Source organism: Thalassoglobus neptunius (assembly GCF_007859735.1).
GTDB lineage: Bacteria > Planctomycetota > Planctomycetia > Planctomycetales > Planctomycetaceae > Thalassoglobus > Thalassoglobus neptunius.
Window position 1 is genome coordinate 12,865 of sequence record NZ_SIHI01000015.1, and the last position, 13,243, is coordinate 26,107.

Below are 13,243 nucleotides of genomic sequence, written 5' to 3' on the forward strand. Positions count from 1 at the left end.
AGTTTTCGATCGTTCAACAACTCTTCGTCACAGCGATCGCTTCAAGTGATCGAATCGAGGTCGCGCGGACGATGAGTCGATGATGTCGTGACGATCGCCTCATTCCCTCCGCATCAGGAAGGGATTGTCTCACTCAGTCAGTACGTAAGAGTCGGAATGATGGACGGCACTGAAGATCTCGGTTCGTCGCAATCTCGCGAACGGTTTCGTTCGGATTCTGAAGCGATGACCCGTGCTCTTTCCCTCGCCCGGAAAGGTCTCGGAAGCGTTGAGCCGAATCCTCCTGTCGGGGCAGTCATTGTCGACTCTCAAGGAAAACTGATCGCAGAAGGCTATCATCAGCGATACGGTGGACCGCATGCGGAAGTGGTCGCACTCGAGAACGCAGCGTCGGAAGTTCGTGGAGGGACACTTTATGTGACTCTCGAACCCTGTTCTCATCACGGAAAAACTCCGCCATGTGCTGATGCTGTGATTGCAGCCGGTCTTTCGAAAGTTGTCATTGGGACGATGGATCCCGCGGAGCATGTCTGCGGGCAAGGCATCGAGCGACTTCGTGCGGCCGGAATTATGGTCGAAGTCGGTGTCTGCGAACCGGAGGCACTCCAGCTGATTGCGGCGTTCAAAAAACTCCAGTGCGAGAAGCTTCCTTATCTGCATGCCAAGTGGGCAATGACCCTCGACGGTCGAATCGCTTCGCGGACGAAGGCTTCGAAATGGATTTCAAATGAACGTTCACGCAGCATCGTGCATCAATTGCGGGGGCGAATGGATGGCATTCTCACTGGAATTGGGACCGTCCTGGCCGACGATCCACTGCTCACAGCTCGGCCCCAAGGACCACGAATCCCGACGCGAATCGTTCTTGATCGACAGCTGCGACTTCCGTTGGATTCGCAACTGATTCGAACCGCCGACGATGCTCCGGTTCTTGTCTTCTGTACTGATCAGGCTTTGGAACAGCGGATTCAGCAAGTCGAAGGGCTCGGAGTCGAAGTTGAAGTTGTGGAGATCGATTCGCAAACCAATCAAGTCGACCTCACGGCGGTCCTGACAGAACTCGGACGAAGGCAGATGACCAACGTCTTGATCGAATCAGGCGGAACACTGCTTGGTTCGCTCATTGACCAAGATTGCGTCGACGAAGTGCATTGCTTCATTGCTCCAAGAATTATCGGAGGTCAGGGTGCGATCTCGCCGATTCTTGGGAATGGTTTCGATACGATGGATCAGGCCCGGCAGCTGCGAAATTCCGTAGTGGAAGTCCTCGACGGTGATGTTTACATCCGGGGGGAACTCATTCGATCAGGAATGAATCAGTTGGGCAGTGAATGAGCAAATGAATGAATGAGTAAATGAAAAGTGGATGAAAACTGTTCTGATTGAAAGAACCGGTTTCGGCGAGTCAGCAGAACCCATCCGCATGCTCGGTCACTTCACAGGGACGATCCACTCTCCGCTCTGCATGACGCCGAGGCGTGCGTTCGGATTGTCGAATAAGTGACGCTCCGGATCAGACTGAGAGTTTTCTGTCAGCGGGACCACACACAGAGAAGCGATCGCCCCGGCCGCGAGTCGTCCGGAATTCTGCTGCCCGAGTGCTTGAGCTGCATTCACAGTGGCGAGTCGTAAGAGACGTGAAGCGGGGACATTCGGAGTGCTCGAATGTACGAACGCTAACTCTTTGAAAACGGAGAGATCCGGATTCGAGGCCCGACTGTCTGTCCCGAGCGCGACGTTGATTCCGTGTTCGAGCATCTGTTGCCACCTATGCTGTCCGGTCTGCATGGCAGCGTGAGTTCGCGGGCAATAAACGATTGAAAAATTCTCTCGCTTGGACAGAAACTCAAGCTCTTCTCCAGTTAGGTTGTTTCCGTGAATCACCAGCACGGGAGATGAGACATCGATCAGTTTCAGATAGTCGATCGGCCCCTGTCGCGACTCGAAGAGGGTCCCGGTATCGATATTCAGATCGCTGAGCATCTTCTTAAACGGGCCGGTTCCGTTTCGGAGTAGTTCGATCTCTTCCGGACTTTCTGCCAGATGAAACGCCAGTGGAACGTCGTGGGCTTGGGCCAATTGAGCCAATTGAGCGATCAACTCCGGGTGAGTGGAATAGGGAGCGTGTGGGCTGATCGCGGGCTGACAAGGCTGAGGAGACTCGGCAGACAGGAACTCTGCCGCGAGGTCGAGGCTCGCGGAGATCGATGACGGATCGAGACCGAGAAACTCCCGGAACATCACAACCTGCTGTGGGAAATCAACCTCTGACCAGTCACGTTCGGTTCTCCAGTCTCGCGTTGCAATTTCGCCGACGAGAGTCGATCCCGAATGTATGGATTCAGCGAGTCCCTGAGAAATGGCTGGATGATTCCGTTCCGGTTGGCTGATTTTCCAACGGATTACTTCGCGGATCCAATCGCAAAACGAACGGAGAGGTTCCAACGGTTTCTGTAGAGACGAGAACTCTAGGTGAGTGTGCGTGTTGATCAATCCGGGAATGACCGCGACGTTTCCCAAATCGATCGCTTCAGCATCCCCAGCTTCAATGGCCACGATCTGCTGGCCAGAAATCGTGAATGAAATGTCCGAGAGTGGAGGGCTGTCTCCTGGATAAAACCACCGACAACGATAGCGTTTCATTGAGTACGTTCTTGAGATGTTGCGACTTGTTTCGTCGGTTTGATTTTTAATCGTTCGTTGTACGTCCACAAATCAATGAGTCGTTTGGAGCGGTCGAAATGGATGTACGAGAACCCGCCGGAGTTCGAAAGACGTTCCCATTCGACAACGGTTTCTCCAGTACGTTTGTCGAGACCGACGAGCCGAAGTTTTCGGAATGAGCTGTCGAGTTTCGGTTCGGGTTGATCGCTCACGAATACGATAAGAGGAGAATTCTCCACCTCGCGAGTCACCAGATTCATCGTCCAGTTTCGATCTTTTCGATTCTTGCGATTCCTTCTCTGCGCCGGGGGATCTTCAGGTTCAGGTTCTGACTCTGCGTCCGGTTTTGGTGGGTTCAAACTTTCGGTCGTTCGCGACCAGAGGAACCCTCCACTTCGATCAAAGGCGAACAGTGTTCCCGGCGTGCGGAAGGAGGGAAGATTGACGTATCCGGAACTCGCGTCGCCGTGGGCAACTTTCACGAAAACTCGCAGGTCATCAACGAAACAGTAGATGCGTTTATTCTCTCTCATCAATTCCCCGGGAATCGATCCCAGCGGGCGCTGTTCGCCAGAGACAAGATCGATCAAGGAGAGTTCACCCGTCGAGGCCAACACGGCGACCGTCTGAGAATCGATTTCTGTCATCGACGAGGAATCATCAATTTCGATGCTCCAGACATCTTGCTCATCGTCCATTCGAGTTAACGCGAGAACCCAGGCGTCATTCTTTTTCTCGGATGGTTGTGAAAATGTCACAATGGAATTGGCGTTCACCTTCAGGCATTCTGATGCGAAGTCGGGATCGGTGATCTCTTCGACCAAACCACCATCGACTCCTCGGATTCGCTGCGTGTCACGCCGGTGGCTTGTTAACAGAAAATCGGAGCCAGAGGGCCTTCCGGTTTTTCTGGCATCGATTTCGGTTTCTGTCCACAGAAGTTCCCCTGTGAGGGGATCGAGAGCGTGTAGTTCTTCTTCGATGACAAGAACGGCCGAGCTGTTGGCAGCGAGAAGAAATCCCGTCAGTGTGCTTTGTGATGTGAGGTTGAGATGGTTCCGAAACACAACCGGATTGACCAGCGAATAGGAATCGTGACGGGATGGCCGTCGCAATCTCGAGGCCGCCGCACCGGAGATATCGGGAGAATAAGACCAGGGAACTTCGCGGTCGAGAACCTGAACAGCATGGAGAACTCCACGATGGACGAAGTAAGACATTGAGCCGGCATGCAAAATTCCGACCCCGGAGCTGCGCGACAGATACGGAATGCTTCGCACTGGAAATGTCCAGTACAGCTGACCGCTTTTCCCATCCTCAACGCGAATTCTCTGTTGTTGCGGATGGTAAAGATAGTTCTTTGACGCCACGACAGGAGACGACTCTCCTTGTTGCGGAATGGCCAGAACGTGGTCGTCACGTCCAAGCGTGCCAGCTCTTAAAGCCTCCCATGAGTCGCCCCAGCTTTCTTCAATCGCCGGAGTTTTCGCTTCCAGTTCATCGTGTTCAAGCAGAGCGTTCTTCGCAGCTGCGTGGCTGTCGATGCCTCCCCGGATGACAGTCGGAGCGGCCTTTAGAATTTCGTTCCAGATGCCGCGTTCGTCAGCCACAAGTTTGTTTTCACGGTAGATGCTGGCCATCTCGACCCAGGCCGGGACTTTTAAGTCTTCGTCGCTTGAGTCGAGCACTCGTTCGAATCGGAGCAGGGCATTTGAGAATCGATCTTCGGTTCGATCCTGAATCGCAAGTTCGAATTGAAGCTGAGTTCCTGTCGGCGTAGAGGAGAGTGCTCGAGCGAGTCTGTCAATGTTGAGATGGTCTCGAAGCTCGACCGCTTTCAATGAAATTGTTCGTTCAATTTCGAGTCGTTCACTCTCGGAACACTCCCTGAGAATCTGGTCGAGTTTGCCTGCGATCCATGAATCGATTCGAACGGTGCGATTCCCTTCTTCGAGGAAGACATCCAGCGATGACGTCTTGAGAAGCTCCATGCAAATGGCGACCGCAGTGACAACTTCTCCGGAATCAATGGCGGTGTTCACAAGGCGTTGTCGAATCTTGACGCGATCGGCACCTTCGTGAGCGAGGTCGCTTAATGCTTCCAGGTCGCCTTCGTGATTGAGAATAATCTTGTTGATGAGGTTCCAATAGAGTTCGTCCACCGGATCAATTGAGAACTCGATGTTCGGATCGTTTTTGAGTCTCTCCCGGACGGACCGGCAAAGTTCGAAGGCTTCCTGATCCATTCCTTCTGAGATGAGTTGATTGATGTTCCGGAGCGTTCTCACGAACTCTTCGGATTGTTCCAGTTGCGATCCAATGCTTCCATCCAGCGCGATGGCCAGGCTGTCGAAGCTGGACACGGAAACCAGATGATTTCCCGAGACCTGCATGTTTCCGAAACTGGCTCCTTCCACTGCCAGTTGAAACGTTTTCCAGTGCTCACCTGTTTCGAGATTGACGACGGCGATTCGGTGATCGGCGAGGGGAAGGAGGAGTTCATCGTTGAGAATGACTCCTCGACCACAGACCGAAAGTTCATCGGAGGTGAGCGGCTTCTTCCATGCAATTCGACCGCGTTCGTTCACATTTCGGGCCAACACAAAATTGCTTCCGACGTAAATCGCCAGATCTTTGTGAATCCCCGCCAGATACAGGCATTCATCTTTTTCCTGCTTCCAGACCAAGGCTCCGGTTTCTCGATCCAGACAGAATGAGAAGTTTGAGGAGTTCCCGAACTCGTTGGGCAACTCGATAGGCGTTGTGATGACGAAGTTTCCGTACGGGATTACCAAGGAACGGTCCCAGCGACGATTCAGATCATGAATTGCCTGAAACGCATTTCCTCCTCGAAAACGCCTTCCTCCCTGTTTTCGATCGCTGAATCGTGTCCCCCATGCCAGCTGCCGAGTTGTGCGATCGACAGCAACAAGCCAACCACACGTTGTTGGACAGAACACAAGAGGACCGGAAACAGTTGGAGTGCAGCTCCAGTAGCGGCGAATAATGTCGCTCGTGATCGGACTGGATGGGATTGCAACTGCCTGAGACCACAATAGTTCGCCGTTGTACCGATCGAGCACGAACAGCATGACCTGATCGTCTCGCTCTCCGATGATGTACAGTTCCGATCCGTCTACTGTTGGAGCGCCTAAGAAGAATGTCCCGGCGAGTGGAGGGGAGAAAGGAGCTTCAACGACCGGTCCGCCGATCTTCCAGACAGGTCGTCCGGTGTCGATGTCGTAGACCATGAGACGGTTCGAGCCCCATCCCGAATCCTGTTTGCCCTCGGAGGCGACGCGACGCTGCCAGAGATAGGAATTGCTTCTGCCTGATTCGGTCAACACCGAGTTGTTCTCGATCACGTACACGAATTCGCCATCAGTGCTCACGCTGCGAGACACTTGATCGCGGAGGAGAAGACTCGTCAGTGGACTGCCTTCCGTGGCTCTTCCGCTCATGTGCAGCGTTCTCAGTGAATCGCTCATCTTGTTGACGACGATCGATTCGAGATCGTCAACATTGCGGTCTTCCCACACAAGCTGGCCCGTGGATGCCTCTCGAACTTCCAGGCTGCGCAAGGTTCGAAGCACAACTTTTCCCGCTGCGACTGCAGAAGCCGGAACCGGAATCAGTGTTCTTCCGTTTTGCCGAAGATCAGCGAAGATGTGCGTGACCGCATCGCGGATCGCGAATCGTTCGATTGCGGGCTGATTCCACGCGGGGACCAGATTCTTCGGAGAGAATTCACGGTCTGTCAGAAGAGGAGTTGGGGAAGTTACAATTCGCTGCGAACCATCATGAGAAGGGAAGCTCGAGCGCAGCTCAGTTTGATCCAGTGGAATTCCGAATTCTTTCGTGAGTGATTCGACCAGCGATGTGTTCCCCGCTTCGGAGGCAATGAGGACCGCCTGCTTCGCAAGTCGGGCGGAGACCTGTCGATTCTTTTCTTGCCGCGCAATGCGCGCCAGAAGATCTGCTGCTGATTCCAGTTGGCCTTCGTCTCTCCATCGGTAGGCGAGATGTCTCAGAGATTCCTGTCCGGGCTCGGTCGCTCCAAATTTCAACCCGGTAGAATGCAGGATATCGATATCTTGCTGGCGAAGAGCAGACTCCAGCTGTCTTGCCGCTGCGGGATGAAATCGATTCTGATAGTTCCGAAGCGCCTCCGGAGGAACACTTTCCAGAATTCGTTGGACTTCTTGCTTGAGAGACCGGAGTTCACGACGGGAGTTGAAGAAGAAGGAATCGTCCGGCGAATCGATCAGGAATTGAAGAATCTCGATCGCGTCATGCCAGTTCCGTTTCTCGATGGCGATCCGGGCCTGATCCAGACGTCTGGCGAGATCCTGACTCTGCGGAGTCCGTGAATCGAGTTGATCACGCCCGAGCTTGTCTTGCTCGATCGCTTCCGCCCCCTCCCGGACCTCGCGGTCAAGGTTGCGGAACCACTCCCCGATCGGATTCTTTTCTTCTGTTGCGTCCTGACTTCTTCCGGTTGAGGGAAGCAAAATCGTCAGGCAGGTTGCGAGCAACCCGACAACCATCGTCCTCTTCTTCACCATTGCTGATATTAACCACAGACTGAAATTGAGAAGGAATCGAATCACCTTCTCATTGTCACCAATCTGAAGCCGCAGGAATAGGGCGCATTCAAGGATTCTTGCACAAGCGTGGGTGAATCCCCTGCGGTACGAGGAATCGGGATCGTCGAGGAAAAGCCGTTAGGCCGCCCGAAGTTCGCGAGAGTGACGGGCCAGAGCAATCCATTGGGTGACATCTTCCAGGCTGGGAAGCGGACCGACTTTGGGAGATCGCTGCCACGAAGGCGAGCTTGCATGTTCTCGAATCGAGTCGAGGAGTTGTTGCGGAGTCAATCTCAGAAGGGTTTCAACCTGAGTCACGCCACACGCCACCAGAATTTCTGCATGAGCTGCCCGCAGTTCGGGGATTCTGCACAGCAGTGTCGCGAGCTGTTGCCATCGTTCGACAACTTCCACGGTGTAGCGAGGGCGGCTGAGTCGTCGGCTGATTTCCCGGGCATCACGATGAAGGAGATCGAAGACGGTTGTGAGACCGATCCGGTGGAGTCGTTCTGCAGCACGTTGACCGATTCCGGGGGTTTCACTCACCAAGCTGTCTGGGCTCAACAGAAATCGGTAGTTTGCACGGGAACGTCCCGGTTGCGCGGTGACAAGCGAGTCGAGAGCGAATCGATCCGGCTCCCAGCTGATATTCCCCTTGGGCGGGGCAGGGAACTCGGAATCAGAATCTGCTGGCCGATGCGAAAAATGAGATGCGGGCAGGGGGTGAGAACGGTCCGTGCGAAGTTCGTTGTTGGATTCTCCACGCGCCTGTCGCATGGTGCGGGAACTTCGTGCGAACTGAATCCACGAGTGACACAGCTTCTGATTCGGCCGAATCAGTTCAGAGCTCAACCATTCCAGTGGTCCATATTCTCCCGAACCTGAATGAGCCCGTTCCATGCGGCGAACCAGATCTCCAGCATCCGCCTGGGACAGTTCACTCGGGCTGAGGACTCCAATTGCGACCAGAGTTTGAGCGTCGCGCCCGGTCAGATTCGGAACACAGCACAGAAGTCGTGCTTCGGCTTGCCAGTTGCGAAGCGTCGCTGCCGAAATCTGAAGGCTGTCGAGCGGCATTTCGGTAATCTCGGGGTCCAGTCCAATCAAGTCCCCAATCGTGCGGACTCCCAGTGCTCCCAGTCGACGCACCATCTGCTCTCCCAGCGACGGAAGAACCCCAATCGATTGATCCGGTGCCAGCCAGAATGGCTCGCGTGCCTGAAGCGAATGAATGATCTGAGAGTCCTCGTGAAGAGACGCGGCCGGAATGCGGCTTTCAGAGGGAAGAGGAATTGCTGCTTGTTGACGAATTCGGGCGACTTGAGGGGTTCGATTCGAACCGGGAAGTGTCCGTACAGAAGTTCCTCGTTGTTCGAAGAGTTCCGACAAACGATCCTGACACGTGAAGAAGAGGATCTGTCGATTCTCGGAGCATGAATCAATCAACGCATCGACGCAGGCGAGAACGCGATCGTCGTCGCTGTCCGAGAGACACTCATCAAAAACGAGCGGCAACTCGACGCCTCTTCGAGAGTATTCATTCCAGAGGGCGAGCCGGAAGCTCAGTGAGGCTTGTTCGTTTGTTCCGCGACTCAGTGCAGCGAGTGGCAGAAGGTCTCCTGATTCATTCGTGACGTTCAGCTGATTCGTCTTCTCGCAATATTGAAATCCGGTATGCCGTCCATCGGTCATTTTGTTGAGAAGCTCGGAAGCTTCAGCAATGACCGGGCAAGTCACTTCCTGATCGAGATACTCTTGTGTCCGTTGGAGAACTGACTGAAGAATGATCAGCGACTGACTTTGTTCGAGTGCATCGGAGCGCTTTTGCTCAAGCTCGTTGTATTCTTGCTTGAGAATCTGAATCCGCCGATCGTTGGCGTAATCGTGAGTCAGCGCCTGATGGTCCGCGAGTTCCTGTCGGCAGTGGCAAAGCTCTTCGACCAGACTCCACCAACTGGTTTGCAGTTTTCGCTTTCGTGCAATGAGCTGCGCTTCCAGCTTGAGAGTCTGCTGCCGCTGTTCGTGAGAATGATCGCGTGAGGTTGGTTGTGGGAGAGGTGCTTGCTCAACACGTACTGCTTTGGAGTTTTCGACGCCGTGATGGACGCACTCGCATCGACGGGCTTCATTTTCGGTCAACAGCTGTTTGTGTTCGCCATGTTGTTTCGTCAACTGGCTGACCAGGACTTCGCGTTCCTTCTGCAATCGTCGAATTTGTCGCACGAGTTGCCGCTCGCATCGATCGACTCCCTTCCGCTGCTTCAAGAGTGTCGATCGCTGCGTGAAATCTTGCTGTTGCCCGAGTCCTCTGCAGATGACGGCAAGTTGATCCTGAATAGTGGTCAAAGACCGTTGGAACTCTTCTGTGGAAGATCGTCGTTGACTTGCTGGGAGTTCTGTCGGCTGATTGATTGAATCAATCTGATCAATCATTTGGTGAACTTCTTGTTCGATTCGGGAGATCCCGATCCGCTGCTGTTCGAAGGTCGCGGTCATGGCCTCCTGGTCGGACGGTCCCCCCGACAAGTCCGCAACGAGAACACTCAGCTCGTAGCGTGAGCGGGCCAGATCTTTCAGGACTCGCTGGGCGTTTGCGATTTCGCGATCGATTGAGCCGATAGCTCTCGAATCGATGGTCTTCGACTTCGGCGGTTCTGACGATTGAGGAGTTTTGTGAGTCAGACGAGGTTTGGCGAGCTGTTTCTTTTGACTCCAGAGTCGAAGCTGCAATTCCGAAAGATCAATCTGACAGCGTTCGAGTTCTGTGAGTGTCCAGTTCGAACGGTCGCGCAGTGTTCGAATTCGCGTTTGGAGTCGATCGAGTTTTTGGGACCAGTCGCGGTCGCGTCCTTTTTGTGACTGAGACAATGAATCAATCTGCTCCCGCAATTTCTTCTTGCGTCGAGTCAGCTGTTCGAGTTCGGCTTGACCGGGAACTGGGTCTGCTGCGGCGTTGCGGAACAGATCAACGGTTTCGATTCGTTCAGCGAGCCAGGCGGGTGTGGTCGAACGATGCACGAGCGAAATGCCATCTCGTTTCGCGATTCGCAGCATCTCAGGAATCGAATGAGCTTCGTGTCCGCTGACAAAGAAGATTGTTCGAATCAGATCTTCATCGAGCTTCGCAATCTGTGAGCGGACGCGGCTCGGGATCGACTCATCGTTCGATTGGGTCGTGATCGCCAGAGTGTCGCGATGTCCGGGGCGCGATCGACGAGTGATCGAAAAATTGAATTCGGGTTGCGTGCACTGAATGCCTCCCCCGGCCGAATGTCCCCCCGTTGTCGGAAGGAAGTGCTGTTTGCGTGAGCGATCGAAGCCGCACATGACTCCTCGCAAGAATTCCAGAACGGTCGATTTTCCGGACCCATTGGAGCCATGCAAGACGTTCAACCCGTCTGAGAGTTGTTCGATTTGGAAGTTGTCGAAAGCACCAAAATGGTCAATCGAAATCCGTCGAAAATTCATCAGTCTACTCCAGGAAAGCTGTTTGAAATCTGAAGAGAGAAAAGCATTCAGACCAAAAAATTGTCGAGCGACGGAACTGTGGATGATTCAAGAACAGCGGGAAGACAGTGAGCGACTCGCTGTTTGATTCGATTGAATTGGTTTTCACAGACTGCCTGAGGCCCGCTCGTGAGTGAGCCATTCACGTCTGTCAGTTCAATTCTTGAGAGTTCTCGTTTCGCGATCTCGAGTGCGTCAGAAGCAGCTTCTGAAAGTGTCGAGGAGTTCCAGTCGACAACGAGACGGGAGACCGCGATGGCAGGAACCCGGGCGTTCAGTTGCTGTTGAATGTCATTCAACAGCCTGGTCCGGGAAACTGCGGAAAGTGATCGTGGAAGTGAATCGAGTTCGATATCGACAACGGTTGGAATCGTTGCGGTCGAATCACTTGTTGTCTGTCGAATGATCTCGGAAGCAATCGAGTCCACACTACCGAGCTGCGAGAGTGAATCAGGGGCAGAAATCTGGAGTGAGCGAAAACGGACCGATTCGACGGAGATTGAATCAACGACGTGTGCGCTTGAGTGATCCAGATGGATCAGTTTGACCTCGAAAGGACCCTGATCTACGAAGGTGCTCGCTTGAATTTCGCAGGTTGGGACGACCAGCGATTGTTCTTGTCCCCGCCTTCGATATTTGATCGAAGCGGGTCCGTGACCGGAATGAATGAGTTTGATTCGAAGCGTGGGATCGTGATCCGCAAGGCGACTCATCGACGAGCTGAGATCAATTCCGTTTTGTGCGAAGAGGGCTGTCCAGCACTCATCGACGGGAACAGTGTTGAGCAGCGCGACTCGGATATTGTGTTCGCGGAGTCGATTGATCTGTTCAATCAGGAACCAGCCGATTCTCGGATTGACGTTCGTTGACCCGAGTTCCCCACTCAGAATCAGTAAATCGACGTCTCGATCGATCGCTGTGCGAAAGACTTTCTCAGCGGCGGCAAATCTGGCATCGATGATGGTTGATTTGTGTCCGTCTGAAACTCTGGAAAAGTCGCCGTGAAGACTCTCGTCCAGTCGAAAGTGGCTCGCTTGAAGAATGCGTCGCACTTCCCCAACCATTTTGCCTCCCTGCCGCGTCACTCTAAGTTTCCCGTCTCTTCGGGATCATGAATCCGCAGGCATTGATGCCGGGATTCGAATATTTCCGGTTCCGACGAGTCTCCTCATGGACTCGATCGAAATCATGGATTGGAAACTATCAGAGAACTCAGAAGCCAACAAGACGAGATCTTCCGGGCACGTCGCTCCGGCCTGTGCACTCATTTCGACTGTTTCGTATGGTTTTCGTCCCGTCTGCTCGCACGACGACTCTCGCAATTCTAAACTTGTGGTTCGAGATCAAATTCTGCGACAGAGACCCACCGACAGGAACCTGAGATTCATGGCCAGTCCACGAGTTTGTGTGCTCCGTGCCCCGGGCACGAATTGCGACCACGAAACAGCCCACGCTTTTGAATTGGCGGGAGGGGTGGCCGAACGTGTGCACCTGTTTCGCGTCCTTGAAAATCCGGACGTCCTCAAACAGTTCCAGATTCTCTGCATTCCCGGAGGGTTCAGCTATGGCGACGATGTCGGAGCTGGCGTGGTGTTCGGGACACAGCTCAAAACACGGCTGGCCGATACCATTCAGGAGTTCCTTCAAGCAGATACTCTGACGTTGGGAATCTGCAACGGATTTCAGGTTCTGATGAAGTCGGGAATTCTCCCCGGGGGCGCCGGTGAGCAATCGAGTGAATCAAGTTCCGATCCGGAAGCGACGCTCACATGGAACGAAAGCGGCCGATACACCGACTTGTGGGTCAATCTGAAGTCGTGCTCCGACCGAAACGTGTTCCTGAAAGGGATCGAACAGCTTGAGTCACCCATCGCACACGCTGAAGGAAGACTGCGTGTTTCCGACGAGTCCGTGCTCAAGGCATGGGAAGAGAACGGGCAAGTCGCGTTGCGGTATACAACTTGTTCGGAAGCTGATGCGTCGGAGAGTGACGAGAACACAGTGCTTCCCTATCCAGAAAACCCGAACGGATCGTTTTCGAATATCGCCGGGCTTGGCGATCCATCAGGCCGAGTCCTAGGACTGATGCCGCATCCCGAAAGATTCCTGTTCGCGACGCAACATCCACAGTGGACTCGCAAGAATCTGCGAGGGGATGGAGCAGGGCTTCAGATTTTCAGAAACGCCGTCGACTACTTTTAGACCCCGTCTGAGAGCTGTTTGCACGCAGTATTCTTATCCCGCACGTTTCCCGACATGTTCGGAGAGCGCACTGAAACTGTTCCATCAACGGCGTCACTCGGCTTGTGCTGTTGGTTTCTGAATGTCTTCTTTCTTTTCAGAACTGCGATCGTAGCTGGGGGTACGGTTCGTTGTGTGCTTCCCGGATTTTTTGCCGCAGTTCCGCAATCGGAAAAGGTCCCCTATCTTCCCGGACCGTCAGGTCCCGATCATTCGCGACAGTCGTCTCGCAGTTTGCGATTCCT

At 53.8% G+C, this 13,243-nt stretch carries 6 protein-coding genes; 2 read left to right on the top strand and 4 right to left on the bottom strand.

The features are described 5' to 3' along the window. Window positions 1–87: 87 nt before the first annotated feature. Entirely contained in the window at window positions 88–1,335 is a 1,248-nt protein-coding gene (ribD, locus tag KOR42_RS17390) for a bifunctional diaminohydroxyphosphoribosylaminopyrimidine deaminase/5-amino-6-(5-phosphoribosylamino)uracil reductase RibD (RefSeq protein ID WP_231740979.1), read from the top strand. Window positions 1,336–1,431: 96 nt separating this feature from the next. On the opposite strand, the gene KOR42_RS17395 is transcribed toward ribD, so the two are convergent. The 4 genes from KOR42_RS17395 to KOR42_RS17410 all read right to left on the bottom strand — a co-directional run bounded on the left by KOR42_RS17395 (window position 1,432) and on the right by KOR42_RS17410 (window position 11,842). Continuing rightward, complete coding sequence (locus KOR42_RS17395) at window positions 1,432–2,643, bottom strand: amidohydrolase family protein (RefSeq protein ID WP_146511121.1); 1,212 nt, start codon at window positions 2,641–2,643, stop codon at window positions 1,432–1,434. Next, window positions 2,640–7,211, bottom strand: a complete 4,572-nt coding sequence (locus KOR42_RS17400) for an outer membrane protein assembly factor BamB family protein (protein WP_197441299.1) — start codon at window positions 7,209–7,211, stop codon at window positions 2,640–2,642. Before KOR42_RS17400 ends, KOR42_RS17395 begins: the two co-directional genes overlap by 4 nt. Before the next feature lie 177 nt (window positions 7,212–7,388). Further along, entirely contained in the window at window positions 7,389–10,718 is a 3,330-nt protein-coding gene (locus KOR42_RS17405; protein ID WP_146511123.1) for a DUF4332 domain-containing protein, read from the bottom strand. Window positions 10,719–10,765: 47 nt separating this feature from the next. After that, entirely contained in the window at window positions 10,766–11,842 is a 1,077-nt protein-coding gene (locus KOR42_RS17410) for a metallophosphoesterase family protein (RefSeq protein WP_146511124.1), read from the bottom strand. 301 nt (window positions 11,843–12,143) lie between these two features. Between KOR42_RS17410 and KOR42_RS17415 the strand changes: the two genes are divergently transcribed. Further along, window positions 12,144–12,959 carry a phosphoribosylformylglycinamidine synthase subunit PurQ gene (locus KOR42_RS17415; protein ID WP_146511125.1) on the top strand — a complete coding sequence of 272 codons (816 nt, stop codon included), beginning with the start codon at window positions 12,144–12,146 and terminating at the stop codon, window positions 12,957–12,959. The last annotated feature ends 284 nt before the right edge of the window (window positions 12,960–13,243 follow it).

Coding starts and splice junctions, on each gene's coding strand:
- KOR42_RS17395 (WP_146511121.1), bottom strand. CDS start 2,643: ATGAAACGCTATCGTTGTCGGTGGTTTTATCCAGGAGACAGCCCTCCA.
- KOR42_RS17405 (WP_146511123.1), bottom strand. CDS start 10,718: ATGAATTTTCGACGGATTTCGATTGACCATTTTGGTGCTTTCGACAAC.
- KOR42_RS17415 (WP_146511125.1), top strand. CDS start 12,144: ATGGCCAGTCCACGAGTTTGTGTGCTCCGTGCCCCGGGCACGAATTGC.
- KOR42_RS17400 (WP_197441299.1), bottom strand. CDS start 7,211: ATGGTTGTCGGGTTGCTCGCAACCTGCCTGACGATTTTGCTTCCCTCA.